The following is a 26,998-nucleotide window of genomic DNA, read 5'->3' on the forward strand; positions in this document are numbered from 1 at the left end:
GTTTTGCGCCCCGCACTTCAACTTCAGGAGGTCCAGCTTGTGTCACGACATGAGCCGGCGTGGCTGCGCTCCGATCTCATGTTGAAACCTGTCGATAGTTTTCCTGATTAAAACAATCTGAACGCCATAAAGCGTAAAAAAAGGCCCGTGATGTCTGCAGCATCACGGGCCTTTTATCTGGCCAGTTGGTTCCGACACCACAGCCCGGATCAGCGCTCTTCCCGCACCACCCGGAAACCCACAACCAGCAGCCTGGCATCCGGGTCATGCCGTCCACGCCGGGTCACCCGCAGGCTCTCACCCGGTTTATTGAATGCGCCGCCCCGTACTACCCGCTCGGTGCAACCCGGCTCCTGCCAGCTCGAGCCATCCGTTGGTGCGCCATCGTAGGAGCTGTGATAACAATCCTCCACCCACTCCATCACGTTGCCGGCGGTATTGTACAGACCGAACGGGTTGGGTTTGAAACGACCCACCGGTGCGGTGGAGGAGCCATCCCAGCGGCTGCCGCAGTTGAAGCAGTTGGCATTGCCGGTACCCAGTTCAGAGCCCCACCAATAGGGCGATTCGGTGCCTGCCGATGCGGCATACTCCCACTCCGCCTCGGTCGGCAGACGGTAGCGCTGGCCGGTCTGCTCACTGAGCCACTGGGTGTAGGCCCGGGCATCTTCCCAGCTGACGTTGATCACCGGCCGCGGCCCCTGACCCCAGCCGAGATCATCCGGCAAGGGGCGATCCGTCGCCGCGGCAAACAACTCATAGTCCCGGAAGGTCACTTCATAGCGTCCGATACTGAAGTTTTTCAGTGTGACCTCATGCACCGGCTGCTCCTCATTAGCCAGCTGGCTCATGGGACTGCCCATCATGAAAGAGCCACCCCGTATGTAGACCAGCTCCGGCCCCATGCCACCAGCACTCAGCTGATCCTGCATCTGGGTACCGGTCTCCGGTCCCCGTCGGGGTTCCACCTTGGGCGGCACCGGTTCCGGTTTGGCCGGCTCAGGCGGTGTGAGCGCAATCCTGGGTTGCGGCTGCTCGACCGGGGTCGGCTTTGGTGCTTCTGCCTGCGGGACTGCGGGTTGTACCGGATTTACCGGGGCGGAGGCCGCTGCGGCGGGCTGGTCCACTGTCAAATCGGCCTGTACCGGCGCGGATGCCACTACCGGTTCCGGCAACGGGGTCACCGTCGCTATCGTCTGCCCTCTGCCCTGACCCAGGAAGCCACCGATTATCTCTCCGTTGCCGCCCAGTATGGAGAGCGCTTCCGCCGCGCCAAATGCCAGCAACGCCCCCACCAGAAGTGCTGTCAGCTTCTGTTTAGCGGCACCGCCAGACGGGGCGGCCGGCCCGTTGGCTGCCCGTTTTTCCAGCAGGTCATCCCTGGGCCGGGCATGTTCCACCTGTTTCTGTAACAGGTAGAGTGACTCCTCCACCTGTTTACGGGCTGCCACCGCCTCATCCTTCTTGAAGGCCGCCTCTTCGGCCTCCACCTGGGCGGCCTCCAGTGCCAGCTTGAGCCGATCGATCTCGCTGTTGCGCTCTTCGGTCTTCTCTTCCAGCAACAGGCTCTGCTTCCGCGCCTGCTCCAGTTCTGCACTCCGTTCATCCAGTGACCGTTTCAGTTTGTCGATATCCTGGCGCAGCACTTCACACTCGGCCGCATCGGCAGAGCTGCCCAGTTCCAGCTCCTTGAGCCGCAGGTTGGCCTGCTCCAGGGACGTCTGCAGTTCAGCTACCTGGGCCAGCGATGACTCATTGGCTGCACTTTCCGCAACTTGCTGGCGCAGCTCTTCCATCTCTTTGCAGAGACGGGCCACCTCCTGCTCAGCCGCCTCTTTTGCAGCGATCAGGGCCTTGCTATCTGCGCTGTCGGATGACGTGGATCGCAACTGTTCCAGCTCTTTCTGCAGGTCAGTCTTCTCCTGCTCCAGCGCCTCGTAAGCCCGGTCCGCCTCGTCCAACGCATCGTTGAGGGTTTCCAGCTCGGCCTGAATCGCCTTAATCTCCTGGCTTTGCGGCACCTTAGCAGCTGCGGACTTGCCGGCTTGCTGGACGGCGGTTTCCGCAGCCATTCTGGCGGCGTTGGCTTCCGCCAGTTCGTCCCGCAGGGAGTCCAGCTCGGAGCTGTCTGCCGGGGCTGCCAGCTGCGCTTCAAGCTCTGTTACACGTTGCTGCGCCTCCTCCAGGAGCGCCTGCAGGCGATTCCGTTCACCATTGAGTTTGTCAAGATCGTCGGCCTGCTGTTCACGCTCCTGCTGTAGCGCCTGCAGCGCCTGTTCCGAGGCCTGCAGCTGGGATTTTACCGTCTCTGCGCTGGCCCGTTCGCTATCCAGCAGCTGTTGCAACTCATTCAGCAGCTGCTGCTTCTCTTCGGCCTCCTGCCGGGTTGCATCCAGTTCAGTGTTGGCTGTTTCGAGTGCTTCCGTAAGCTGTTTCAGCTCCGCCTTCAATTGCTCGAAGGTTTGCCCCTCTTCAACCCCGGAGCGTTTCTCCCGTTCGATCTGCAGCCGCAGTTCCACCAGGTCGTTTTCACGCTCGTCCGCCAGCTGCTGCAGTTGACCAAAACTCTTCTGCAATACCGTCAGCTCGGCTGCCAGTCGGTCCCGTTCATCGGTGGAGATACGCAGGGAGGACTCCAGCTGGCCGTGTTTCGCCAGGGCCTGGTCGAGCGCATGCTGCAGGTTCGCTTCCTGCTCTGTCTGACGCTGCTGGCGCTCCTCCTGCAGCGCGGCTTTCTCCCTTTCCAGCTCCACCAGCCGGACATTGGCAGCCTCCAGTTCACTGCGTAACTGGGCCAACTCCTCCTGGTGGAGCTGTTTTTGCCGCTCGGCGGTATCCAGTGCCAGTTGGAGCTTTTCGGCAGTCTGTTCCTGGGTTCGCGTCTCTTCACGGAGCCGCTCCAGCTCTGTACGGCGCTGTTCCAGCTCCTGTTGCAGAGTATCCCGCTCCGCCAGTTGCTGATCGACTTCCTGCTCCCTTTTCCGCGCTTCGGCGAGCAACTGTTCCGCCTCGTTCAATGCGCTGCTGCGCTGCGCCAGTTCTGTTCGCAGTGTCTCCAGTTGAGTCTGCAACTGGCCAGCACTCTGCCCCTGCGTCTCCTGCTCCTTACGCAGCTGCTCCAGCTCTGCACGGCTGGCATCCAGCTCCTGTTGCAGTGCGTCCCGTGCTGCCGACTGGGACGCCTGCTGCTGTTCTGCCTCCTGCTGTTTTTTCTGCGCTTCAGCAATCGACTGCTCGGCCTGTTTCAACGCCGCGTTGCGCTGCTCCAGCTCCGCCTGCACCTCGGCCAGCTGTGTCTGCAACTGACCGGCACTCTGCCCCTGTGTCTCCTGCTCCTTACGCAGCCGCTCCAGCTCTGCACGGCTGGCATCCAGCTCCTGTTGCAGTGCGTCCCGCGCTGCCAACTGGGACGCCTGCTGCTGTTCTGCCTCCTGCTGTTTTTTCTGTGCGTCCGCAATCGACTGCTCGGCCTGCTTGAGTGCGGCAGCCCGCTGCTCCAGTTCCGCGGCCACCTTCTCCAGCTTCGCTTGCAGCTGATCAGCGTTCTGCTCCTGTGCACGCTTCTCTTCCCGCAACCGTTCCAGCTCTTCACGACTGGCATCCAGCTCCCGTTGCAGCTCATCCCGGGTCTCCAGCTGGGCGGTTTTTAACTGGCTCGCCTCCTGTTGCTTGGTCTCGAGACGTTTTTCAAGCTTGCCGATCTCCTGGACAACCTGATCCAGCTGATCCTGTAATTGGCCCTTCTCCTGCGTCACCTCCGCCAGTTGCCGTTCAATGGCTGACTGCTGCTGTTTCAAACTGGCGCCGCTCTTCTCCTGCGCCTTTAACTGCGCCTGGAGTTTTTTAACCTCTTCCGCCAGCCGTTGGCTCTCTTCACTGGCCCGGGTCTCCCCGGCTTCCGATTCAGCCAGGCGCCCTTTCAACTTCTCCAGCATCAGTTTCAGCTTGCGCGCCCGCTGTAACTGCTCCTGCGCCTGGAGTTCGGTCTTCTGCAACCGCTCCCGCAGCAATCCGGCCTCATCATCCGGGGCAACAACTGCCGCGCCGCCCAGGGTCTCCTCCTGGTCCTGCCGCAGCTTGATAATCTCGGCGCCATCCTTTGATCTGTCCCGTTTCAGCGCCTCCTCGGGGACCGCTTCCAGACCCCGCTCCAGCACCAGCGCATCCAGACCCTGCTCCATGAGCAGATAGACCGCCGTGGAACTGACCAGTCCGTCCTGACAATAGACGATATAAGTGGTATCCACGTCGAGTCCCGCCAGTTCGGAACGCAACTCATTGAAGGGGATATTCCTGCTCTTTTTTACATGCATCCGCTGATGTTCAAGCGGAGATCGCACATCCAGCCAGACGGCCCCCTTTTCCACCCGACGCATCGCCTCGCCATAACTGATGGCATTGGCCAGCGGCATTTTGATGTACTCGATAAAATCCTTTTTCTCCAGCCGGAACAGAACCCCATCGGTAAGCATGGAGACGGTACTGCCACGGGGCTTGCCGGAGAGCAAAGACTCCTCGCCAAGGCAGTTGCCGGCACCCAGTTGCGCCAGCTCCTCGATTTCGCCGTCGCCCCGCTCCCGGGTAACCGAACACTGGCCCCGGTTGATCAGATAGAAGTAGTCCCCGGGCTCTCCCTGGCAGATAATCATCTCACCGGCTGATACCTGGACCTCCTCCATGCGCATCATGATGTTCTGGATATTGGCCGCCGGTATGCGCTGAAAAATGGGTGACTGCAACAACTGGCTCATCCAGTCATCGTCGCTGTCCCCGTTCAGCTCTTCAACCTGGTAGAGGACGTTGCCGCCACGGGTCAGCAGATCACTCAGCAAGTGACTATCAATACGGACAATCTCCGCTTTGGTTAAAGCGCGAGCCGAAAACCTGCGGGGTATATGGTGGGCGATGGGATAGCGCGCCATGTTGCTGGAGGCGCTGATGGCGTCGACCTCCTTGCCATCTTCAAGCAGGGACACCTTTCCCGACAGCAGGTAGACCCGTTCGGTCTCGGTATCCCCGGCGCGGAACAGGTAGTTGCCCTTGGCAATCTTCTCGAACTGGACTTCCGCCATCAGCTCTTCCAGCGTCTCTTCTGTGAGCGTGTTGAGCGGTACCAGTTTCCGCAATATGTTCAAGCCATTCTGTTTTGGCACTACTGCCATATCCAATCCCTCGAAAGCTCACCCGGATGATGTACCTGCACCATCTCCTTCTGACCTGCAGGCTAAAAATACCACACCGGTATATCCTGCAATGCTGCCCTATCAACCCACCGGTCGGGTGCCATGAACAAAAGACAGATCCGCTTGCCCCGCTGCCGGGCCGGCAGACAAGCAACCCCGAACCGGAATATGGCATACTGGTGCCAGACAACCGGAATAGGGTTTCTCTACCGGTATGGTCACTCGACCGCACCGGGCACGATTGCCGGCGGATGCCTGAAACCACATCGATAACAGCTATTTTAGCTGCCTTGTGTTTCATGTATCGGGGCGTCGCTGCCAGATTGGCGAAACCCTCGCCCACCGTCTTGCTGAACAGGTAGCTTCAGGAACGGAAACTACCCAGTGGAACCATAAAGTTTATCGGCATCAGACAGCTAATTCTTGAACTGATGCCACAGATTCGACCTGAGAATAGCCTAAATGAAAACTGCTGCAGGCGTCGTAGCGGCCGGCCATCCGGTCACCGCCAACGCCGCCACTGAAATTCTACGCGCCGGTGGCAACGCCTTCGATGCGGCGCTGGCGGCCCTGTTTGCCAGTTGCGTCGCCGAACCGGTACTGGCATCACTGGGCGGTGGCGGCTTTCTGAACGCCAGACCCGCCGCAACAAAACCGCTGCTGTATGACTTTTTTGCCCAGACACCCCACCTGAAGCCGGATGAATCGGATATCGACCTTTACCCCATCCTGGCCGACTTCGGTACCGCTCAGCAGGAGTTTCACATCGGCATGGGTTCGATAGCCACGCCGGGGGTGATCAAGGGCGCCTTCGCCATCCATCGGGATCTCTGTCGGATGCCGATGCGGGAGATCATCCAACCGGCCTGTGAAGCGGCGCGTCAAGGGGTCCGGGTAAACGGATTTCAGCACTATATATCGGAGGTGGTGTCGCCCATCATCCTGTCGAGTCCCGAGGCACTGCAGCTGCATGCCAGCCGGGAACGACCCGGCACCATTGCGGCCCCCAACGAAGTCCTCTGCAACCCGGCCATGGCGGATGGATTCGAGATTCTGGCCCTGGAAGGTGAGGCACTGTTTTACCACGGCGAACTGGGACAACAACTGGTGGAGGAGTGCCATGCCCGTGGCGGCTGCCTTACCCGCAAAGACCTGGAAGCCTACCAGGTGGAACGGCGGACTCCGCTGGTTTTGAACTATCACGACGCCCAGCTGTTCACCAATCCGCCACCGTCCATCGGCGGACTGCTGATCGCTTTCACCCTGGCGCTGCTGGAGCCGGAGAAGTTGGGCAACCACCCAATAAACAGCGCCCACCATCTGGGTCGGATCGGCCAGGCGATGGAGTTGACCCAGCAACTGCGTAATCAGGTCGATAACGGGGGCAATGCCACGCCACCAGACCATATCCTGTCCGGGGAATTGATCGAGCGCTACCGGACCATCATGGGCAATCATCGCAGTTTCTCCCGCGGCACCACCCAGATCAGCGTCGCCGACCGGTCCGGCAACCTGGCCAGCATGACCCTGTCCAACGGAGAGGGCTCCGGCTATGTACTGCCGGAATGCGGCATTATGCTGAACAACATGCTGGGCGAGGAGGATATCAATCCCTACGGCTTTAACCAGTGGCCCCTGAACCGGCGCATCGCCTCCATGATGTCACCCACCCTGGTGATCAGGGCCGATGGTGATGCCATCGCCGTTGGCTCTGGTGGATCCAATCGCATTCGCAGCGCGATTCTGCAGGTACTGGTCAACATAATTGACTTCGACATGGAGATCGAACAGGCGGTTGAGCAACCCCGGATACATTTTGAATCCGGCCTGTTGAACGTGGAAACGGGACCCGCCGAAGATACCATCCAGACCCTGCAACAGACGTTCGACCAGGTCCGCTGCTGGCCCGACAAAAATCTGTTTTTCGGCGGCGCCCACACGGTGATGCGCAAACAGAACGGCACCCTGTCCGGCAGCGGCGACAGCCGTCGGGGCGGAGTCTGCTACCAGGCATGACGCCATCAGAGAACAAACAGGCAATAGATCCACGGTTCCTGGATTGGGCCACGCACAACGGACAAAACGTGAAAAAGCCTGTCTTTTACTGCATTTCTGTACAGAAATGCTTGGAAAACCGTGAATCTATGCTATGTTTAGCGCGCACTCATCAGGTCTAACTCAGGAGTCTTCCATGGCCGTCAAGAAAAAAGCAGCAAAAAAAACTGCCGCTAAAAAAGCACCCGTAGCAAAGAAGAAGGTTGTCGCCAAAAAAGCCGCCGCTAAAAAGGCACCTGCCAAAAAAGCCGCTGCCAAAAAAGCTCCAGCCAGGAAAGCCACTGCTAAAAAAGCTCCCGCCAGAAAAACCGCCGCGAAAAGAGCACCCGTTAAAAAGGCTGCTGCCCCGGCAAAACCAAAGGCCATCACCACCAAGCAGACCAAGACCCAGATCCTTCAGTCGATTGCTGAAGAGACCGGTCTTACCCGCAAACAGGTGGGTGACGTGTTCACCGCACTGGGCACTCTGCTCAAGGGCCACATGATGCGCCGTGGATCGGGTGAGTTTGCCATTCCCGAAACCGGTGTGAAGGTTCGTCGCGTGGTAAAACCGGCCCGCAAAGCCCGCATGGGTCGTAACCCAGCAACCGGCGAACCGATCAAGATCGCCGCCAAACGGGCAACCACCGTCGTCAAGGTGACGGCGCTGAAGGCACTGAAGGATACTGTTGCCTGATAAAAAAGGGCGGCCTGTCGTGAGACAGCCGCCCTTTTTTCATTCATAACCTGATGTGATCAGCTCACGCCGATCACAGCTTTTTCAGCGTCAACTGATTACCCCGCTGCGTCCATTCGAGCCGCTTCAGAAAACTCATCCCCAGCAACACATCGTTACCTTCCATACCGGGCAGAATGCTGGCGCTGACATCGCGCAGGGTAATATCTCCCAGCCCCACTTCAGCCAATCGGGTCCGCCAGGAGACTACCGTACCATTGGCGGTCTGGCTGAGTATCTGCCGCCCCCGGGGCAGTTCAAGGCGCTCGGCCAGTTCATCGGAGATCGCCACATCGGTGGCGCCGGTATCCAGCAGAAACAGCACCGGATGCCCATTGATCCGACCACTGGCCACGTAGTGACCGGCCCGGTTACGCTTCAACACCACCTGGCTGTTGCCCTGATTATCCTGCAGGCTGACAGGATCCCGGTTGGGGTTGTTTTGCCGCTCCAGGATGTTACTGAACAGAAATGACATCAACACCAACAGCAATACCCAGGAGAGAATCATCATCCATCTCCCGATACCACGCGCCCCGCTACTCCCACTAGACTTCATCACTATCCCGTCAACTGGCCATACCCCTTGCTGTTAACTGCTGACACTGCCGGGCCGGGGTGAGTTCAACGCCACATCGGGAAAGGGATCGGCTGTCAACACTTCAGAGCGTCTTCCAGAGCTGATCAAAATCGGCCTCATCCAGTTCGCCGCTCTCGGCTCCGGGACGCTCTGACTGAGCCGGATCATGGTAGTAAAACTGGATAAAGGATGCAGTTGCCTCGATCTCTCTCAGCAGCACAATCGGTCGCTTTTCACCACCGACCACCAGCCAGCTGCGCTGCCCCGGTTCCGAGTAGAACGGGGTAGTAATAATGGTCTGATCCTCGTTGGGGTGCTGTAACAGCAGACCGGGCCAATAATCGTCCTGCCTGCTGCGACTGGAGCGGCGGCAGAACAGTACAGGCAACGCCTCACCATTGATCAGTTCCACACCAAAATCGATCAGATCCGGACGCTCCGCCCGCATCCAACGAATCACCCCCAGGCGCAGGCTCTCCATCCCCTCTCCGTCCCGATGGGTAACGGCGACCAGTTCCCCCACGCTGATGGATGCCTCGGTATCCACCCAACCCAGGTGATAACCACTGGCACTCTGGTTGTAAACCGGACAGTGTCTCGGCACCGGCCGGGGCACGGTCTCAGCACTCTCCGTCACTGCCGGGGATGGCGCCACTTTCTGCATGGCCGGGGCATTGTTGTCCGCAATCCAGCGCCGAATACTCTGTAACTCCGGGTCATCCTGAATGATGTATTCATCCGCCTCCAGCAGCGCATGGGGGATACCGCCCAGGCCATCCCCCTCGTTACCGAACTGCGCCGTATCGAAGGCCGGCCGTGGACCGGCAGTTTTCTGCACCGGCTCTCCGCCCAGTTCGGTGTAGATCCCCCGCAAACCGCAGATCAATGCCACCTCTCCCTGGGTCTGGTCCCGCTCAACCACCCGCCGGGAACCGATTCCCCAGGTCAGCATCAGGCGCGCCAGCAGGTCCGGGGATAGCTTGTCCGGAGCGTCCTGGGGCCGCATGGCACCACGCAGGGTACCGGTCGCCTCCAGCTCTTCCGCCAGCCGAACCGCCATCTCGCCGGTATCCAGCACCCAGCCACGCAGCACCTGATGATCCCGCTCTGCCCCCATGTAGCGCGGCGCTTCATCCACACCGATATCCACCATAAAGGGACCAACCTCACCGTCCGACTGCCCCAGTTCCAGCAGCCGACTGACCGGCGCCCAGCGCGACAGTGCCTGGTAGACCCGGGTCACCTCCCCCTGCATCAACCGGTAGGGTCCCGCCAAAGAGAGCAGGAGCAGCTGTTTATAAAGGTCATTGAGCGACGCCTGCTTATGCAGGCCCTGGTCCTCATAAGCGATTGACCGGTTGGCCAGCTTCATATCGAACCCATAGCGGTGGATACCGTGAATCTCCTTCCAGATAAATGGTGGTGCCGGCCGATAAAGTTGAAACGCCAGCAGCAGACGCCGCCCCAGAAAATAGAGCACCCGATGCAGCGCCAGGGCACGATTGGATTTGTGTAGAAACTGACCGGTGAGAGATTCGTGATGGTACTGGTCAAGCACTACCTTGTAGCCCTGGGCGGCCAGAATGCACAGGCTCTCGTACATACTCATCAGGGTGCCGGTCCGCTTGTTGAGGGGTAACGACGCCCGAGTCACACTCTGGGCCAGTGCGTCGATGGCGACCAGCAGGGGTTTCAGCAGCAATTCCAGGTTACTGACCCGGCTGGATACGGGCACTACCGATGCGTTCATCTGGGTCAGCAACTGACGCAGGCTGCGGGACACCTGACCGATATTGCCGACCGGTAACTGCTCAACCAGCTGTTTAAAACGTTTTGGTTCAAAGGTATCGTCACCGCTCGCCGGCGGAAGTCGCTTCGGCAGAAGGTAGGGATTATTGCTATTGGGCACGGCTGCTCACCTTATAATTACGCTCACGCGATCAAGTTGTGTTGTTATATGTCTGCGTACGACGGCATTCTCTCACCGTGCCGCAATCCTTGATTACATTCCTTCCTGACATATCAGCACAAGGGAACAAACTTATCGCTGGTTCCGTTCCGGCCTGACAACTGTCAATCCTAATTAAGCCCGTCCCACGGACGAATGTACAGCCTGTCGGAACGGTCGGATTTCCATCGGCAACAAACTCTTCATATAGCATGCCTATGGAGCCATTGGAAATTTCGATTGATAGATCGATTGTTTGATCTGGCGGGACGGGACTAAGAAGAGTATCTTACCAAATTCTAAATTATGGGTTTCTTTGTACCCTGTTTTTTGGTGACTGAACATCCCAGACGGGACTCCGTGTCAGCCCAGCTAATCGATTGAACCCTTTCCGCGACGGAGGAAAATCCATGACGGAAGTAATTGCAACCAATCAGACCATCCTGGTGGTCGGTGGCGGTATCAGCGGTCTCACCGCTGCCCTGGAAGCCGCTGAGACCGGGAAACAGGTCGTCCTGGTTGAGAAGCGTCCCTATGTTGGTGGTCGTGTCACCCAGCTCTACAAGTATTTTCCCAAACTCTGTTACCCCACCTGTGGACTGGAGATCAATCAGCGCCGGGCCAAAATGAACCCGAACCTGACCATCATCACCATGGCCGAGGTAACCGACATCCAGGGTGATGCGGGTAACTATACCGCCAGTGTAAAGATCAGCCCCCGTTATGTGAACGACAACTGTACCGGCTGCGGTGACTGCGCCCGGGCCGTCAGCAGTGAGTTCGACGACGAGTACAACTACGGTCTGGGCAAACGTAAGGGCGCCTACCTGCCCCATCGTATGGCCCATCCGCAGCGCTACGTTATTGATCCCGCCATCATCGGCACGGAAGAGGCCGAGAAAGCGAAAGCGGCCTGCAAGGCGAACGCCATCGACCTGGAAATGCAGGAAGAGACGGTCTCGTTCAAGGCCGGCGCCGTGGTCTGGGCAACCGGCTGGCAGCCTTATGATGCCAACAAGATCCAGCCCTACGGCTATGACCGCTTCCAGAATGTCATCACCAACGTGGAATTCGAGCGCATGGCCGACCCCAACGGCCCCACCGGCGGCAAGATTCTGCGTCCATCGGATGGTGAGGTGGCCAAGAATATCGCCTTCATCCAGTGTGCCGGTTCCCGTGACAAGAACCATCTGCTGCACTGTTCCCGCATCTGCTGCATGGCAACCCTGAAGCAGACCCACTATGTACAGGAAGCACTCGGCGACGAAGGCAAATCCACCATCTACTATATCGATATCCGCGCCATTGACCGGTTTGAGGATTTCTACCAGACCGTGCGGGAGAACCCCAACGTCTCCTTCATCAAGTCCAAGGTCGCATCGATCACCCAGAACAACGCGAACGGTAATCCGGTCCTGAACGGGGTGGATACCGAAGGTTATCACCGCTATGCCAACGAACATGACCTGGTGGTGCTGGCGGTGGGCATGCAGCCCAGTGTCGACAAGGCGAGCTTCCCGGTGGATATCGTGATCAACGAAGAGGGCTTTATCGAGCCGGCCACGGAAAATGGCGGCATCTTCGCCGCTGGCTGTTCTTCCGATGCCCTGGATGTGAACCGCGCAGTCCAGCAGGCCACTGGCGCCGCGCTGCGCGCCATCCAGGTAGTCAACCGAGTCGCCGGAACGGAGGGTTAACAACGTGTCTGACGAAAAAAAATATGCCGGTTACATCTGCACTGGTTGCGGAATCGGTGAGCGGCTGGACTCCAGCCAGCTGGAGATGATTGCAACCCGTGAAGGGAAGATGCAGTCCTGCAAGCAACATGAGCTGTTGTGCAGCAGCGAAGGCGTGCAGATGATCCGCGACGACATCGCCAACGAAGGCGCCACCCACATTATGATCGCCGCCTGTTCCCGGCGCGCCAAGGTAGAGGCGTTCAACTTCACCGATGTGGCGGTCACCCGCGCCAATCTCCGTGAAGGTGTGATCTGGGTTCGCCCGGATGAGCCCGAGCATCAGGAGACCACCCAGGAGATGGCGGATGACTATATCCGCATGGCCTGCGCCGAGCTGAAATCGATGGCGCTGCCCTCTCCGTCCGGTGAGCAGAGCCTGAACAAGACCATTCTGGTGGTCGGTGGTGGTATCACCGGCATGTCCGCCGCTCTCGAAGCAGCGGCAGCCGGTTATCCGGTACACATCGTGGAGAAACAGGCCGCCCTGGGTGGTCACGCCGCGGAGTACAGCAAGGCTATCCCGACCCGCTCACCCTACAAGGAGCCGCGGGACACTGGTGTAGCCGAGATGATTGCATCGATCGAGGCCAATGACCTGATCACCGTGCATCTCAACAGCACCATTGCCAAAACCGCCGGTGCACCGGGACGTTTCAGCGTGGAGATTGCCACCGAGTCCGGCGCCATCAACAGCGAAACCTTCGGCGCCATTATCCAGGCCACCGGCTTCAAGCTGTATGATCCCTCCGGTCTCAAGCAGTACGCTTACAGCAGCAGCCCGGACATCGTCACTAACCACGAACTGGAAAAACTGGTCAAGGAAGCCAACGGCGGTCCGATCAAACGCCCCTCCGACGGCAAGGAAGTGAAGGCGGTTGCCTTCGTGCAGAACGTGGGCCAGAGCTCCACCGAAGAGGACCAGCTGCCGTACCACTCCGGTATCGGTGATCTGGTCGCCATCAAGCAGGCGATGTACTTCAAGGAGCAGAATGGTGATTGTGATACCACCATCCTGTTCAACAACCTGCGCACCCCCGGTGCCGGTGGCGAAGACTTCTACCGTGCCGGCCAGGAGAAGATGATCACCTTCTCCAAAGGCGATGTCAGCGAGGTTATTCCTGGTGACAGTATCGAGGTCAAGTTCCAGGATCTGATCCTGGACGAAGAGACCAGCATGCAGGCCGACCTGGTGGTGCTGGATGTGGGCATGATGCCCAACTCCGGCCCGGACCCCTACGCGGTTCCCATTGTGCTGGACGAAGAAGAGCAGGCTGCCGCCGAAGCGGCAGAAGACACCCCGCCACCACCCAGTGTCAGCGTCGACTCGATCCTCAACCTGGACTACCGCCAGGGTACCGATCTGCCGCACCTGAAGAACGGGTTCACCGACTCCCACTTCATCTGCTTCCCATACGAGACCCGCCGTACCGGCATCTATGCGGCTGGCCCGCTGCGCCGTCCCATGGACATGCGCCAGGCTCAGGATGACGCGGCCGGTGCGGCCATGAAGGCGATCCAGGCAGCCGAGAACGCCGGCAAGGGTATGGCCGCCCATCCACGGGCCGGCGACCTGTCGTTCCCCAGCTTCCGCATGGATGGCTGTACCCAGTGCAAACGCTGCACCGTGGAGTGCCCGTTCGGCGCCATCAATGAGGACGAGAAGGGCTATCCGGTATTCAACGAATCCCGCTGCCGCCGCTGCGGTACCTGCATGGGCGCCTGCCCGGTGCGTGTGATCTCGTTTGAAAACTACTCGGTTGAAACGGTTAACCAGCAGATCAAGCATGTCGACGTACCTGACGAATTCGAGGAGAAACCCCGTATTCTGGTACTGGCCTGTGAAAACGACGCCTACCCGGCGCTCGATCAGGCGGGCATGAACGGTGTGGAGATCAGCCCCTGGGCCCGTGTCATACCGGTGCGCTGCCTCGGTTCGGTCAGCCTCTCCTGGATCACTGACTCACTCAACAGCGGCTATGACGGCATTGTTTTGATGGGTTGCGCCAAGGGCGACGACTACCAGTGTCACTTCGTGCGCGGATCGGCCATGGCCCATGAACGCATGGGCAAGGTGGGGGACACCCTCTCCTCGCTCAACCTGGAACCGGAGCGCGTCGTGGTCTACGAGGTGGCGATCACCGACGTAGAGCGTGCACCCAAACTGATCAACGACATGGCGGAGACGGTCGAGAAGATCGGCCTGAGCCCGTTCAAGTTCTAGGGGATACGGAAAATGAGCGATTTAAATACCGCAATGGCCGAAAGGTACCGCAACAACTTCCTGAAGGAGGTTGAAGCCAACGTCGAAGAGGGCGAATGGGTCAAGATGTGCATGCAGTGCGGCGTCTGTGCAGGCTCCTGCCCGCTGGGCAACGCCTGGGAACACACACCGCAGAAGATCTTCATGATGATCCGCGCCGGCAAGCGTGAGGCGGTACTCTCATCCGACTCCATGTGGATGTGTACCTCCTGCTACAACTGCATCGCACGCTGCCCGCGGGGGCTGCCCATCACCCACATCATGCACGGTCTAGCGCACTACGCCAAACGGCTGGGCCTGGTGCCGAAAAATCAACCGACCCAGGAGTTCTCGCAGATCTTCTGGGATAACCTGATGAAGAAGGGCCGGGTCAACGAGCTGAAACTGGGCCTCTCGCTGTACTTCAAAGACGGCTTCGGCCAGGGCATCAAAAACGCCCTTGCCAACAAGCAGTTGGGCCAGAACATGATGAAGGCCAAGCGCATGAACGCCATGGAGTTCTTCGGCGGTCACGGCATCAAAGATACCAGCGGTCTGCAAAAGATGATCAAAAAGGCCCAGGAGATCGAAGATGCCAAAATCCAGGGCAACAGCTAAATGAGGACAGACCAAGATGGCTAAGAAAGAAGTCTCATATTATCCGGGATGCTCCTCACAGACAGGGGCGTCATCATCCAACCTGATGCGCGCAACCCAGACCATGTGCGACGAGCTGGATATCCAGCTCAACGAAATACCGGACTGGAACTGCTGTGGTGCCTCCATCGGCTATGGCGGCGGTGGTGAACTGCCACGCCTGACCCTGTCGGCCCGCAACATTGCGCTCTCTGAACAGCACAACCCGGGGCAGGAGATCGTCGCCACCTGTGCCGCCTGCTGGCTCTCTACCCGTGAAGCCAAAGAGCGCCTGCAGGAAGATTCTGACATGTTCCGGGATGCCAACACGGCGCTGAACGAGATCAAGCTGAAACTGAACAACCAGACTCCGGTTCGCCACATGGTGGAGGTACTGGTCGAGGATATCGGTTTCGAAGCGATCAAAGAGAAGGTGAAAAAGCCGCTGGAAGGGCTGAAGATCGCCAGCTATATCGGCTGTCAGACCAACCGTCCGTTCGGTATCGCCGAGGAGTCGTTCGAGAACCCGGTCTATCTGGACCATATCATCGAGAGCGTGGGTGCCGATTCCATCCCCACTTACGAGAAGAAAGTACAGTGCTGCGGTGGTGCCCTGGCCTTCTCCGAGCCGGAGAAGTCCCAGGAGATGATCCACGGCATCATCGAAGCCGCCTATGATCACGGCGCCGACATGATCGCTACCCCCTGTCCGCTGTGCCAGGCTAACGTGGAGATCTACCAGGATCAGATTAACGAGCGCTTCGGCAGCAAGTTCAACATGCCGGTGGTCTACTACAGCCAGCTGATGAGCGTCGCCTTTGGCCGCAATACCAAGGACGCCGCCCTGGATGGACAGATCATCCGTGCCAAATCACTGGAAGATATTGCCGGCAAATAGCTACCAAAAAAACAATCAAATGCGCCAACAATTACGGCCCTCATTTTGAGGGCCGTTTTTTGTCTGGATCAGGATGGACGCCCCGTCGCCAAACCCGCGACGTGGCCGCACCAGCCCCGTTCTTATGCCGCCAGCACCTCGACCTTCGCCTTGATCGAATTGGCGATAAAACAGTTCCGGTGGGCGCTGGCGTGCAGTCGTTCGATAGCCGCCGCATCCGGTTGATTCTCGCCCCCGAACACAATCTTGGGACGCAATTCAATGCGGCTCAGTACCGGGCGACCATTGTCACCCTTCTCCAGAAAACCGGTCGCCCGATCCAGATAACTCTCCACCTGAAAACCTTTCAGTTCGGCAATAGCCAGAAAGGTCAGCATGTGACAGCTGGCCAGGGCACTGGTGAGCAGTTTTTCCGGGTCTGCACAGTTGGGATCACCTTTATACTCCGGCGCGGATGAGACCGGCACCTGGGCGGTGTCACTGAATGAGACCCTGTGGTTACGGTTGTAGGTGCCGTTCTCGGATGAGGCGGGGGAGCTGTGCCACTCCAGGTTTATGATGTGTTCGGACATGGGGGTTGTACCTTCAGATTGAGTGCTTACCAACGGTCAGGATAGCAAATCGCCGACCGGAACAGTACCGAGGTTGATCGGCCCATTACCGGATAATTCCTTCACTTTCCCTGACCACACCTGTCCGCTTGGGGGTTGTAGTTGCCCGGTAATCCGCTACTGCTCCCCTGCGCCTTCCTACCGCGAATCAAGGGGAGTAGTATGATTGCAGAAGTGTCCTTTAACATCTGCACGGATTTGAGGTATCGCCATGAAGGAGTTGATTTGGGACAAGACCCTGAGCGTCTCAGTTGATGAGATTGATGCGGATCATCAACGGCTGGTGGAACTGCTCAACCTGTTCAACCGGGCCGTAGCCGAGGATGAATCACCCGACTACCGGGAGGCGTTACTGGAAGAGCTGATCGCCTGTACGGTCTGGCACTTCCGCCACGAAGAGCGCCTGATGTTGAGGTATCACTACCCCGATCTCCCGGCGCACAAGGCAGAGCACCAGGAACTGATCGATAGCGTCATCGCGTTTCAGCAAAACTACCAGCGGGATGGTGGAAAGATGAGCGAGGCCGATTTCGAGTACCTGGAGCACTGGCTGACCGAACACATCCTGATTATGGACATGAAACTGGGTGAGTGGTTGACTGGAGTGATGTAGCGATTATTGAATCGGAATCGGTCCCATCCGTTTCAGGCAAGGCCCACGCTCCAGACAGCGACTCCAGCAGCGGCAGAGAAAACGTCAGTCCCCTGCTGGGTCCGTAGCCATAACCGTCCACAAAGTAGAGAGAGGCACACCCTATGTCATCCGACAGGCAGAAGCCGGCAACCCCAGCGGGTTCTGGTATTCGTCAGACCCTGGGCGTTGACCAACCCCCGGGGCTTCAAAGATCCGCCGTAAAGTGGCTCCTGCTCACTGCTGTGCTTGCCGTTATTGCAGTTACCGCCTGGCAGCTATTCGCTAACGGCGAATCGCAATCGGTTCACTATAAAACCGCCGATGTCAGCCGGGGCTCATTAAATATAACAGTGACTGCCACCGGAACGCTGGAGCCGGTAAATCAGGTCGAGGTCGGGTCGGAAATTTCCGGCACCATTAACGCTGTGCTGGTGGATTTTAATGATCGGGTCAAACAGGGACAGGTGCTGGCGCGCATGAACACCGACCAACTTCAGGCCAAGGTGGACCAGGCAGAAGCATCGCTCAAACTGGCCCGGGCACAGGTCAAACAGTCCGAAGCCACGGTTATCGAAACCAGGAACAACCTGAACCGCGCCAGGAAACTGGCGGAAACCGGTATGTGCTCGGAGCAGGAGTGCGATTCTGCACAAGCCGCCTATGATCGTGCCGTGGCCAATCTGGAGAGCGCCAAAGCGCAGGTTGTTCAGGCACAGGCCACACTGAATGCCGAATTGACCACCCTGGCGAAGGCCACCATACATTCCCCCATCGACGGCATCGTACTGAACCGTGATGTGGAACCGGGCCAGACCGTGGCCGCCTCTTTCCAGACACCGGTCATGTTTATCCTGGCCGAAAACCTCACCCAGATGGAGTTACATGTGGATGTGGATGAAGCGGATGTCGGCCAGATCGCCGTGGGGCAGGAGGCGCTGTTTACCGTAGACGCCTATGCCGGCAGAAGTTTTCCCGCCAGAATTACCGAGGTCCATTTCGCCTCCCAGACCGTTGATGGGGTGGTGACTTATGAAACTGTGCTGAGCGTGGACAACTCCGAACTGCTGTTGCGTCCGGGAATGACAGCTACAGCTGATATTCTGGTCAAACAGGTAACAGATGCCTTGCTGGTGCCTAATGCCGCTCTGCGTTTCAGCCCTCCGGAGCCGGAGCAACAGACCTCCAGCAGAGGCGGCCTGATCAGCAACCTGATGCCCCGTCCCCCCCAGGCACCCAAGCCTCGGGAAGAGACCAGCACTGCCAATAACCAGCAGCAACGGGTATGGGTGCTGAACGACGGCGCGCCCCTGCCTATCGCTGTGACCACCGGCGCCACCGATGGTATCAATACCGAGATCACCAGCGGCGCAATTGAACCGGGCATGGCGTTGATCATCGACACCATCAGCAGCAAGCAATAGAACCTATCATGTCGGATCAGGAACAACCCCTGATTAAACTCAGGGAAGTCAGCAAAGTCTACGGCACAGGACAGGCGGAGATGCAGGCGCTGCGGGGTATCGACCTGACCATCGAACGTGGTGAATTTGTCGCCGTGATGGGACCGAGTGGCTCAGGCAAGTCTACCTGCATGAACATACTGGGCTGCCTGGATACCCCAACCGCCGGACACTATCTTTTTGACGGCATCGATGTCGGCACCCTGACCCGCGATCAACTGGCGCTATTAAGACGCCACTATCTTGGTTTCGTATTTCAGGGATTCAATCTGCTCAACCGAACCTCCGCGCTGGAAAACGTCGAGTTGCCCCTGATCTATCGGGGCATGGCGGCGGCTGAGCGTCGCACCCGGGCACTCAATGCACTGAATATCGTGGGCCTGAGTGGCTGGGAGAACCACACTCCGGGGGAGTTGTCCGGCGGACAGCAGCAACGGGTCGCCATTGCCCGCGCTATTGTCACCGAACCGTCGGTACTACTGGCGGATGAGCCGACCGGCAACCTGGACTCGTCCCGCAGTCGGGAAATCATGGAGTTGTTGGGCTCGTTCAATCGCGACCAGGGCATCACCATTGTCATGGTCACCCATGAGCCGGAGATGGCGGCATTTGCCAACCGCCAGATTCACTTTCTGGATGGCCGGGTGGCCCGCGATGCAAACAGTGGAGCACCCAGCTGATGTTATGGAACGCCTTGTTACTGGCAATGCGGGAGATACGGCGCAACGTGATGCGTTCGTTCCTCACAATCCTGGGCATCGTCATTGGTGTCGCCGCAGTAATTATCATGGTGACCATTGGCGGTGGTGCAACGGTTCAGGTGACTGAACAGATCGCCAGCCTGGGCAGCAATCTGTTGATGGTAACCCCGGGACAGCGAATGGGCATGGGTCAACGATCTGCCGCACCCGCGTTCCGCCTGGACGATGCAGAAGCGATCGTCAGGGAGATAAGCAATATCAGCTCTGTTGCCCCCTCCGCTTCGCAAACGGCCACCGCGGTTTACGGCAATGAAAACTGGAGCACCACGATCAGCGGCACCACCAATCAGTTTTTTGCCGCCGGTAACTGGTCATTCAGATCGGGGCGGGCGTTTCTGGAAACTGAACTGCGTGCGGGTAAAGCGGTATGCATCATCGGCGAAACGGTCCGCAGCAAACTTTTCGGTGAGCAGGATCCCCTGGGGCAGAAACTTCGTCTGGAGAAGCTTTCATGTGAAGTCATTGGACAACTGGAATCGAAGGGCCAATCCACCATGGGCAAGGATCAGGACGACCTGGTGGTGATTCCGTTACGCACTTTTCAACGACGTCTGGCCGGCAATCAGGATGTGGGGCTGATTCAGATCTCGGTCGAGGATGGTGCATCCACACAGAAAGTGGAACAGGCGGTTACGGAACTGTTGCGTGAACGTCGCCACATATCTGCCAACGAGGAGGATGACTTCTCGGTTATGGATATGAAGGAGATCGCCAATATGCTGAGCGGCACCACACGGGTGTTGACCATGCTGCTTGGTGCGGTGGCGGCGGTCAGTCTGCTGGTGGGCGGTATTGGCATCATGAATATCATGCTGGTATCGGTGACCGAACGGACACGGGAGATCGGTATTCGCCTCGCCATCGGCGCAATGGAACGGGAAGTGCTTTTACAGTTTCTGGTTGAAGCGGTGGTATTGTCGTCCCTCGGCGGAGCCGTCGGCATCATACTGGCCCTGGCCGGTTCGGTTGTCTTGGCTGACCTGATGAAAGTCCCGTTCGTATTGAATTTCGGCATAGTGGCTCTGTCGTTTCTCTTCTCCGCCGCCGTTGGGGTCATTTTTGGTTATTTCCCCGCCCGCAAGGCGGCCCAACTGGATCCCATTGAAGCCTTACGCCATGAGTAGCGCGTAAGCATGCGACGAATTGTGCATCTCCAAATCAGTGGCTATCGGCTTGTCCCGGCACGCATAGCCAGTGCTGCCTGAGGATGTTTGACCAGTGCGCCTGCAATACCACAAGCCGTATGAAATGGCCTATAATCAGGGCCATATCATTACAATAAAATCAACCTGAACGCCCAACTTCATGCATCGGAGGCGGAGTTGCCTTCAAAAATAACAACCGGGCGTCATTGAGACCTATACCATGGCCAGTTTCAGTTTCAGCGAAGACCCCAATGGGGGCGTAGGGCTTGAAGTCATCGCCAAAGACCACTTCGAACTCTTCAATGCGGCATCCGGTGCATTGTGTCTGTTCATGTGGGATCAGGAGACCGTGGAAGAGCGGGAGGAGATACCCATTGCCTGGTATGGCTTCGACATCCCCACAACGGTGGTGGGACTGCTGTCAGAGCTGCTTTTTCAAATGGATAATGGCTGGGTTTTCAAACGCTTCATCACCCACTCCCTGGAAGAGGTGGATGAGCTTGACGAACGGCATCGAAAAAAACAGATGAAGATCACCGGCGTTGCCTATGGCGAGCGCTTTCGGCCGGAGCATCATGTCGCCCGTTTTCCGGTACAGGCGGTATTGCTACCACGTCTTAAAGTGAAAGAGGTGGATGAGGGCTTGCGCCTCTATTGTGTACTGGACGCCTGATTGAAGCGCCCTCTCATCCCGGTTGGGAAATGGCGTAACGCTTCATCTTCTCCCACAGGTTCTTACGACTGATACCCAAACTCTCTGCCGTTTCCGCAATACGCCACTCATGATGTTCCAGGGTTTCACGCAGGAGATTTTTCTCATACTCCTCCATCAGGTCTTTCAGCGATGCGTTGCCCCGTGACGCCAGGGGTGCCGCCTCCGTCGCACCAAACTCCCTGGGACCCATTACCTCCTGGGGCGAAAGGATACAGGCACGCTCCACCGCATGGGCCAGTTCCCGCAAATTACCCGGCCAGGGCAGGGACTCCAGATAACGTTCGGTCAGGGGCAGAATCAAGCGTCGCTTCTTGTGTTCATGGAAATAGTTTTCAACAACACAGTTGGCCAGCCAGTGGATATCCTCCTTGCGCTCCCGCAGTGGCGGGATGTGGACGTGGGCAACGTTGATTCTGAAATAGAGATCCTCGCGGAACTCACCCCGATCCACCATCATTTTCAAATCCCGGTTGGTGGCATAAACCAGTCGCACATCCACGGGAATGGTATTTTCACTGCCGATCCGTTGCACCACCCGCTCCTGAATGGTACGCAGCAGTTTCGCCTGCATGCGGGGCGAGGTCTCCCCCACTTCATCCAGAAACAGTACGCCCCCATCGGCCTGTTCAAACACCCCGCGCCGCACCCGACCTGCGCCGGTAAACGCCCCTTTTTCATGGCCGAACAGCTCCGCTTCCAGCAGATCCTCCGGTAACGCCGCACAGTTGATAGCGATAAAAGGGGTTTCCGTTCCGTTTTTGATACGACTGGCGAAATAGCGGGCCGCATACTCCTTGCCGACACCCGATTCGCCGGTAATCAGCAGGTCCACCTGGTGGGCCGCCAGGCGATCCAGGGTCGTCTGAATCTGTCGCATGGCGGGGGAAACCCCCAGCTCCACGCCACCCCCCTGCATATCATCAAACAGGGCAGCAGCCACCTCCCGCAGCTTGATCAGCAGGGCGTCCAGGTCGAACGGTTTGGTTATGTAGTCACTGGCGCCCAGCTTCAGCAGCCGGACCGCCTGATCGATGGTGCCGTATCCGGTGATAAAAATGGTGGGTGGCGGCAGTTTCTGGCGCTCGATCAGGCGATTGTAGAGCTGTTCACCACTCAGATCAGGCAGGCGTATATCACTGATCAGTACCTCGTACTGTCGCTCTTCCAGAGCCGCCAGCGCCTCTTCCGCCATCGTGAAGCAATCACAGTCAATACCCTCGATTTTGAAACGCTGGCAGAGCGAAGCCCGCATAATCGCATCATCTTCAACCAGGCAGAGGCGTGGAGACTGGCTCATTGAAACTCCTTTATCGGCAGCTCTACCGTAAATTGGGTCTTCCCACCCCGGGACTTCACCTCGATAACCCCTTCCAGCTGCTGAATCAACTGATAGGTCACCCACAGCCCCAGTCCATTGCCGGTGGTGCTTTCCGAAAATGGTTCAAACAGGCTTTTCATGCGCTCCCGGGGAATGTTCGGCCCGTTATTCAGCACATATATATAGAGCATGTGGTTACGGCTCTCAACCGAACAGTGCACCACCCCCTCCTCGGGCGACGCCTGAACCGCGTTGAGTGACAGGTTGAGCAGCACCTGACGGATGGGGGTCGACGGTAGGGATATCTCCTGCTGGATGCCGTTGTACCACTTCAGGTCAACCCGCTTGCGATTAACGTCCGGCAACAGCAGCATGCGCACATCTTCAATGTCCTTTGGATTGAGGCTGTGACTGCGGGGATTGGCTTCAACCAGCAGAGCGGAGATGGTTTCACGTATCTGTTGCAGACCGCGCTCTATGAGTGCAAAGGTTTCCCGTCCCAGATCGTCTGTCTTGCTGAAATGGCGAAACGTATTCAGTGCGTTCAGCATGCCGCCGAGGGGATTGTTGATTTCATGCGCCACCCCTGCGGAAAGCCGGCCGACAGCAGCCAGCCGTTCCGATGCCAGCATGCCCGCTTCCAGTTGCTCTTTCTCATCCAGCTCCTTCAGCATCTGCTGAAAGCTGGTTCCCAGCTGTCCGATCTCGTCCTTTCCCTGGCGTAAATCACAGACTATCTCCTCACTGTTGCCGCGTCCCACTTTTGACATGCATCTGGCCAGATGCCCAAGGGGCATAACCATCCGGTTGCCCAGATACCAGCCCAGGGGCAGGAGCAGGATGGTCACCACCAGGGCGGAGAAAACCACCCGCTTGACGATGTCGGTAAATCTCGGCCAGAACAGCGCCCGATCATAACCGATCACCAGGGTGCCGATGGCCACACCATCACTCAACATGGGCAGAATCACGTAGAGCCGCTGGTCATTGGGGTGCTCATAGGGACGCGGGTTCAGATTGCCCGTGAGTCGCAACACCTCCGCTTCCACCCTGGCCAACTCCTCACCATGTACCCGTAACCGGGTGGTGACAGGGAGTGTCTTGGGTCGGTTGGAAACATAGATCTGACCGTTTTTATCCAGAACGATAAGCAGCCGGGTGGAATTATTACCCGTCCAGCCCTCTGCCGCCTGCACCAGTCGATAGGCCCCCCAGAGATCGTCGTGCAACAGGGCGTTGGGCAAACTGTTGGACAGTACGCTGCCTATCTCAACGGCATTATTGAACACCTCATTACGCAGATCCTCATAGGCGCGCCAGGTCAGCGCCAGCGTCACCACGCAGGCGGTAATAAGGATGACCAGCGTGAACATCAACGGGACTTTGATGCGGTAGCTGATATCACCGATCTTCATAAACCGTTATCCAGCAGTTTGACCGACTCGACAATGCCTTCGTACAACAGATCGTTGCCCTCTATAAAACCATCCAGGTTCATCTGATCCAGCAGCTCCCTTCCTGCAGCAGTGGATGACATATCAAGCAGGGCTTTCTGCAACGCAATAAATAGCGCCGGGGAGATATCCTGGCGGGTCACCAGTGGCGGAAAACCGAACTGTTCCGATTTCATCACCACCCGCGTGCCGGCCGTCAGCGTCGGATCGTGTCTGGACAGAGTCTCCCAGACATAGCCGTCCACCGCGCCGCCCTGGGCGATGCCGTCCGACACCGCCTTGACCACATCCCGATGTGACCAGGCAAAAAAACTCTTGGCAAAAAAACGATGGGGCTCGATGCCCTTTTTAAGCAGCCTGACCTGTGGATAGAGATAGCCGGAGTTGGAATCGGGATCGGAGTAGACAAACACTTTGCGTTGCAGATCCTCCACATCCCCGGTGGCTGTATCGGAGGATGGAACGATCAGGTAGGAGCGGTAAAACGGATTTCCGTTAAACAGCGGAACCCCGAGCAGTTTCAGCTTTTCCCGGTTCCTTACATACGGATAGCCGCACAACCAGGCCGCATCCAGATCCCCATCCAGCAGCAGATCTGTCACCTCCTTGTAGGTCTGGCGCTGCACAAACTTGACCGGGGTTTTCAGATGGTGGGCCAGGTACGCCTCCCACCTCTTCAGAAACGAAGTCTGGTCGGTGAGAATGACCGGCGTCAGGCCGATACGATACCCCTCCTCCCCATCCGCCAGCAGACCCTCTGCCACCAACAGGCCGCTGATCAGCCAGACGCCGATCAACACTTTTTGCCAGGCAATCATTTTTCGCCGAGTAAAAGACCCCATTATTATTATTCTCTGAACGATAAAGTTCTGATCTCTCCAGCCAGGACCACTTGACCGGGATCCTCAACATCCAGTCCACCCGCCCTGAAGCGATAAATCAGCTTAACACGAATCCGCCGGCTCGCCCCATGCAGCGAAGTCTCGACCACCTTACCCACACCAGGGGGCAAGGTGTTTTCCCGCCAGCCGGCTGTTATCGAATGTAGCCAGCCGAACCGATACTGGCGATCCTCCAGGCGCCTGCCCCGGCTGTCCAGTTGTTCAACCAACAACCAGACCGAGCGCCCGGTGGTACCGCCGGGCAGGGCGTGTCCCGCTTTATGGCGAATACGGATCAAGGCTGTATCACCGCCCGGATCACGCCGGAAAGCGATAGTCAGTGTGGCTATCCCCTGCAGAAAACCGGGCCGGGTCGGTCCCTGGAAATCGTGGCTGAACGACGCATCCGGCAGATGGCAGGTGAGGCAATCATCGCCCCGCCGGGCCGCCGGTGAGTTGCGGAAACTGCGCAGGGTGATCTCACCGGGAGCGTCATGACAGGGCGCACAGGCGGCCGGCACCTGCACCCTGGGGTAGGGATGGGCACTCAAACCGTGACAATCGATACAGGTCACACCGGCTGAGCCGGTCGGGGAATGGCAGCGGAGACAGCTTTCCGGTGAGCCGTTTTGTCGCCACTCCTCCCGAAACGTGGCGGTTTCCGCAGCGATCGCCATGCGACTTTGCTGAAACTCTGCCTGCTGCCTGGGATGGCACGCCGCGCAGGCGTTATCCCTATCTGCAGTTGCCCCTACCCCCCCACTGAACAGGGGCAACAGTAACGCTGCAATCCACGCTTTCATTCAAACACATGGGCCGGCTCGCCCCCTTCACACAGACCCCGTGGTATCAGGAACGGCACACTACCGGGCCGGGTGTAAGAGAACTCCGGCGTCTCCATCTCACCACCCGCCGCCAGCCATGCCGCGAGCCCACCCTGCAACACCCGAACCTGATGACCGGCATCGACCAACCGTGTCACCCAGGCGGTAGTCAGGACATGGTCAGCCCCTTCGGGAGTCAGCAGGACCAATGCACCACCGCTACCATCGGGCAGATAGCCTTTGGGCTCCAGGCCGCCATTCAGTGCACCGGGAATGGTTCCGGCGTGGTACGCGGCCCGACCCCGCACATCCAGAACCAGGGGCGGTTCAGTGGTATCCAACCATGCAATCAAGGCCTGGGCAGAGACCGTTTCCCACTGGCTGGAGAGGGCCACCGACCCCATCAGCAGACAGGCGACCAGAAACGGGCCGGTCGGAAACAGCTGCTTTTTCACGCTTCACCCACAGGGACTCCCATTACTTCGGGCACAGCCACTTCCTGGAACGCAGTCGGCGCAGTCAGCGCCTGTCGCAGCAGATCCATACCCGCCTCACGCGCCAGTTGCTGATCAATCACCACGGCCGTAGCGCCATCCACACAGGCCAGGTTGCGCAGATGGGCCACCTCTTTCGCCCCGCCGGATATCCAGATTGCCAACGGACAGTCGCTGATCTTCTCCAGCATCTCCAGCGCCAACCCCTTGCCACGTACCTCCGCCTCCCGGGAGTCGAGCCACAGGGTATCAAAACCGAGATCAATCGCCCGGGTAACCGCCTCCACAAGGGAGACGTCCCCATCGGTTACCTGCCAGCCCTTTATGCTGGCGGAATCCGGAATATAAAAAGAGAAACCCTCGCCTATTGCCGGACCGGAGAAACGGTAGCTGATAGCGGGTTTGTACACCGTCAATTGGGGGACCCAGGTCAGCTCAGGCCACTCATCCCGCATCCGTGCCGTCTCGGCCAGGCCCCTGGTACAGACCCAGAGACAGCTGTCATCTTCCAGCCAGTCACTCTCCTGCTCCGGGTCTCCATCGATCAGCAGCGTATCGCCGACAGGTATCACCCTGCGCTGTTCCGGCCTACAGCTGCCCGGAGCAACAACCAGACCATCCGCACCGGCCAGACAGGTGTGCAGCGCTTCCTGCTGCTCCGCTACTGGCGGTTTATACTGCACAAACAGTTTCAACTCTTCACTCATG

The 26,998-nt window shown here is 58.3% G+C and carries 21 protein-coding genes; 11 read left to right on the forward strand and 10 right to left on the reverse strand.

Annotated elements, in window-relative coordinates:
* Positions 1-209 precede the first annotated feature (209 nt).
* Positions 210-5,162, reverse strand: a complete 4,953-nt coding sequence (locus AAY24_RS18570; protein ID WP_052761218.1) for an SUMF1/EgtB/PvdO family nonheme iron enzyme — start codon at positions 5,160-5,162, stop codon at positions 210-212.
* A 483-nt stretch (positions 5,163-5,645) separates the two neighbouring features.
* On the opposite strand from AAY24_RS18570, the gene AAY24_RS12095 reads away from it, so the two are divergent.
* Together AAY24_RS12095 and AAY24_RS12100 are read left to right on the forward strand one after the other, a co-directional pair.
* Complete coding sequence (locus tag AAY24_RS12095) at positions 5,646-7,199, forward strand: gamma-glutamyltransferase family protein (RefSeq protein WP_046859895.1); 1,554 nt, start codon at positions 5,646-5,648, stop codon at positions 7,197-7,199.
* A 133-nt stretch (positions 7,200-7,332) separates the two neighbouring features.
* Positions 7,333-7,914, forward strand: coding sequence for an HU family DNA-binding protein (locus AAY24_RS12100; protein ID WP_234422168.1), 582 nt, complete (start codon positions 7,333-7,335; stop codon positions 7,912-7,914).
* A gap of 73 nt (positions 7,915-7,987) precedes the next feature.
* Here the strand turns inward: AAY24_RS12100 and AAY24_RS12105 are convergent, their stop codons facing one another.
* Both AAY24_RS12105 and AAY24_RS12110 read right to left on the reverse strand, forming a co-directional pair.
* Positions 7,988-8,467 carry a retropepsin-like aspartic protease family protein gene (locus AAY24_RS12105; RefSeq protein WP_199930366.1) on the reverse strand — a complete coding sequence of 160 codons (480 nt, stop codon included), beginning with the start codon at positions 8,465-8,467 and terminating at the stop codon, positions 7,988-7,990.
* 148 nt (positions 8,468-8,615) lie between these two features.
* Positions 8,616-10,442: a hypothetical protein gene (locus tag AAY24_RS12110; RefSeq protein WP_046859898.1), complete on the reverse strand. Its 1,827-nt coding sequence runs from the start codon at positions 10,440-10,442 to the stop codon at positions 8,616-8,618.
* 449 nt (positions 10,443-10,891) lie between these two features.
* Between AAY24_RS12110 and AAY24_RS12115 the strand changes: the two genes are divergently transcribed.
* Genes AAY24_RS12115 through AAY24_RS12130 form a run of 4 tightly spaced genes read left to right on the forward strand, consistent with a single transcriptional unit; the run spans position 10,892 to position 15,993 of the window.
* On the forward strand, positions 10,892-12,178 hold the full coding sequence (locus tag AAY24_RS12115) for a CoB--CoM heterodisulfide reductase iron-sulfur subunit A family protein (RefSeq protein ID WP_046859899.1): 1,287 nt from the start codon (positions 10,892-10,894) through the stop codon (positions 12,176-12,178).
* A gap of 4 nt (positions 12,179-12,182) precedes the next feature.
* Positions 12,183-14,441, forward strand: a complete 2,259-nt coding sequence (locus AAY24_RS12120; RefSeq protein WP_046859900.1) for an FAD-dependent oxidoreductase — start codon at positions 12,183-12,185, stop codon at positions 14,439-14,441.
* A 12-nt stretch (positions 14,442-14,453) separates the two neighbouring features.
* Positions 14,454-15,077 (forward strand): 4Fe-4S dicluster domain-containing protein, encoded by a 624-nt coding sequence (locus tag AAY24_RS12125; protein ID WP_046859901.1) that lies wholly within the window; start codon positions 14,454-14,456, stop codon positions 15,075-15,077.
* Between the two features lie 16 nt (positions 15,078-15,093).
* Positions 15,094-15,993, forward strand: coding sequence for a CoB--CoM heterodisulfide reductase iron-sulfur subunit B family protein (locus AAY24_RS12130; protein ID WP_046859902.1), 900 nt, complete (start codon positions 15,094-15,096; stop codon positions 15,991-15,993).
* A gap of 122 nt (positions 15,994-16,115) precedes the next feature.
* On the opposite strand, the gene AAY24_RS12135 is transcribed toward AAY24_RS12130, so the two are convergent.
* A complete protein-coding gene (locus AAY24_RS12135; protein WP_046859903.1) occupies positions 16,116-16,565 on the reverse strand; it encodes an OsmC family protein in 450 nt (149 codons plus the stop codon).
* A 250-nt stretch (positions 16,566-16,815) separates the two neighbouring features.
* On the opposite strand from AAY24_RS12135, the gene AAY24_RS12140 reads away from it, so the two are divergent.
* From AAY24_RS12140 to AAY24_RS12160, 5 genes are all read left to right on the forward strand, one after another.
* Positions 16,816-17,217, forward strand: a complete 402-nt coding sequence (locus tag AAY24_RS12140; RefSeq protein WP_046859904.1) for a bacteriohemerythrin — start codon at positions 16,816-16,818, stop codon at positions 17,215-17,217.
* 371 nt (positions 17,218-17,588) lie between these two features.
* The gene (locus AAY24_RS12145) at positions 17,589-18,659 is read left to right on the forward strand and encodes an efflux RND transporter periplasmic adaptor subunit (RefSeq protein ID WP_234422169.1); all 1,071 of its coding nucleotides are present in this window, start codon (positions 17,589-17,591) and stop codon (positions 18,657-18,659) included.
* 8 nt (positions 18,660-18,667) lie between these two features.
* Positions 18,668-19,378: an ABC transporter ATP-binding protein gene (locus AAY24_RS12150; protein ID WP_046859906.1), complete on the forward strand. Its 711-nt coding sequence runs from the start codon at positions 18,668-18,670 to the stop codon at positions 19,376-19,378.
* Complete coding sequence (locus AAY24_RS12155; protein WP_046859907.1) at positions 19,378-20,583, forward strand: ABC transporter permease; 1,206 nt, start codon at positions 19,378-19,380, stop codon at positions 20,581-20,583. The genes AAY24_RS12150 and AAY24_RS12155 overlap by 1 nt, the downstream gene beginning before the upstream one ends.
* A gap of 241 nt (positions 20,584-20,824) precedes the next feature.
* Positions 20,825-21,277, forward strand: coding sequence for an archease (locus AAY24_RS12160; protein ID WP_046859908.1), 453 nt, complete (start codon positions 20,825-20,827; stop codon positions 21,275-21,277).
* Positions 21,278-21,290: 13 nt separating this feature from the next.
* Here AAY24_RS12160 and AAY24_RS12165 read toward each other — a convergent pair whose 3' ends face one another.
* From AAY24_RS12165 to AAY24_RS12190, 6 genes are read right to left on the reverse strand one after another with little or no spacing between them, the layout of a single operon-like run.
* Positions 21,291-22,616 (reverse strand): sigma-54-dependent transcriptional regulator, encoded by a 1,326-nt coding sequence (locus AAY24_RS12165; protein ID WP_046859909.1) that lies wholly within the window; start codon positions 22,614-22,616, stop codon positions 21,291-21,293.
* Positions 22,613-24,052, reverse strand: a complete 1,440-nt coding sequence (locus AAY24_RS12170; RefSeq protein WP_046859910.1) for a HAMP domain-containing sensor histidine kinase — start codon at positions 24,050-24,052, stop codon at positions 22,613-22,615. Before AAY24_RS12170 ends, AAY24_RS12165 begins: the two co-directional genes overlap by 4 nt.
* Complete coding sequence (locus AAY24_RS12175) at positions 24,049-24,933, reverse strand: substrate-binding domain-containing protein (RefSeq protein ID WP_234422170.1); 885 nt, start codon at positions 24,931-24,933, stop codon at positions 24,049-24,051. The genes AAY24_RS12170 and AAY24_RS12175 overlap by 4 nt, the downstream gene beginning before the upstream one ends.
* A gap of 5 nt (positions 24,934-24,938) precedes the next feature.
* On the reverse strand, positions 24,939-25,775 hold the full coding sequence (locus tag AAY24_RS12180) for a hypothetical protein (protein WP_199930367.1): 837 nt from the start codon (positions 25,773-25,775) through the stop codon (positions 24,939-24,941).
* The gene (locus AAY24_RS12185) at positions 25,772-26,251 is read right to left on the reverse strand and encodes a rhodanese-like domain-containing protein (protein ID WP_046859912.1); all 480 of its coding nucleotides are present in this window, start codon (positions 26,249-26,251) and stop codon (positions 25,772-25,774) included. The genes AAY24_RS12180 and AAY24_RS12185 overlap by 4 nt, the downstream gene beginning before the upstream one ends.
* Positions 26,248-26,997, reverse strand: coding sequence for a hypothetical protein (locus AAY24_RS12190; RefSeq protein WP_046859913.1), 750 nt, complete (start codon positions 26,995-26,997; stop codon positions 26,248-26,250). The genes AAY24_RS12185 and AAY24_RS12190 overlap by 4 nt, the downstream gene beginning before the upstream one ends.
* Between the last annotated feature and the right edge of the window lies 1 nt (position 26,998).

The organism is Sedimenticola thiotaurini (assembly GCF_001007875.1).
In the GTDB taxonomy this organism is placed as follows: domain Bacteria; phylum Pseudomonadota; class Gammaproteobacteria; order Chromatiales; family Chromatiaceae; genus Sedimenticola; species Sedimenticola thiotaurini.

Bases quoted from the DNA above. Each gene is read 5' to 3' on its own strand.
- AAY24_RS12190 (WP_046859913.1), bottom strand. From the start codon at position 26,997: ATGAGTGAAGAGTTGAAACTGTTTGTGCAGTATAAACCGCCAGTAGCG.
- AAY24_RS12175 (WP_234422170.1), bottom strand. From the start codon at position 24,933: ATGGGGTCTTTTACTCGGCGAAAAATGATTGCCTGGCAAAAAGTGTTG.
- AAY24_RS12140 (WP_046859904.1), top strand. From the start codon at position 16,816: ATGAAGGAGTTGATTTGGGACAAGACCCTGAGCGTCTCAGTTGATGAG.
- AAY24_RS12155 (WP_046859907.1), top strand. From the start codon at position 19,378: ATGTTATGGAACGCCTTGTTACTGGCAATGCGGGAGATACGGCGCAAC.
- AAY24_RS12165 (WP_046859909.1), bottom strand. From the start codon at position 22,616: ATGAGCCAGTCTCCACGCCTCTGCCTGGTTGAAGATGATGCGATTATG.
- AAY24_RS12160 (WP_046859908.1), top strand. From the start codon at position 20,825: ATGGCCAGTTTCAGTTTCAGCGAAGACCCCAATGGGGGCGTAGGGCTT.
- AAY24_RS12125 (WP_046859901.1), top strand. From the start codon at position 14,454: ATGAGCGATTTAAATACCGCAATGGCCGAAAGGTACCGCAACAACTTC.
- AAY24_RS12180 (WP_199930367.1), bottom strand. From the start codon at position 25,775: ATGAAAGCGTGGATTGCAGCGTTACTGTTGCCCCTGTTCAGTGGGGGG.
- AAY24_RS12115 (WP_046859899.1), top strand. From the start codon at position 10,892: ATGACGGAAGTAATTGCAACCAATCAGACCATCCTGGTGGTCGGTGGC.
- AAY24_RS12095 (WP_046859895.1), top strand. From the start codon at position 5,646: ATGAAAACTGCTGCAGGCGTCGTAGCGGCCGGCCATCCGGTCACCGCC.
- AAY24_RS12135 (WP_046859903.1), bottom strand. From the start codon at position 16,565: ATGTCCGAACACATCATAAACCTGGAGTGGCACAGCTCCCCCGCCTCA.
- AAY24_RS12150 (WP_046859906.1), top strand. From the start codon at position 18,668: ATGTCGGATCAGGAACAACCCCTGATTAAACTCAGGGAAGTCAGCAAA.
- AAY24_RS12100 (WP_234422168.1), top strand. From the start codon at position 7,333: ATGTTTAGCGCGCACTCATCAGGTCTAACTCAGGAGTCTTCCATGGCC.
- AAY24_RS12105 (WP_199930366.1), bottom strand. From the start codon at position 8,467: ATGATGATTCTCTCCTGGGTATTGCTGTTGGTGTTGATGTCATTTCTG.
- AAY24_RS12170 (WP_046859910.1), bottom strand. From the start codon at position 24,052: ATGAAGATCGGTGATATCAGCTACCGCATCAAAGTCCCGTTGATGTTC.
- AAY24_RS18570 (WP_052761218.1), bottom strand. From the start codon at position 5,162: ATGGCAGTAGTGCCAAAACAGAATGGCTTGAACATATTGCGGAAACTG.
- AAY24_RS12130 (WP_046859902.1), top strand. From the start codon at position 15,094: ATGGCTAAGAAAGAAGTCTCATATTATCCGGGATGCTCCTCACAGACA.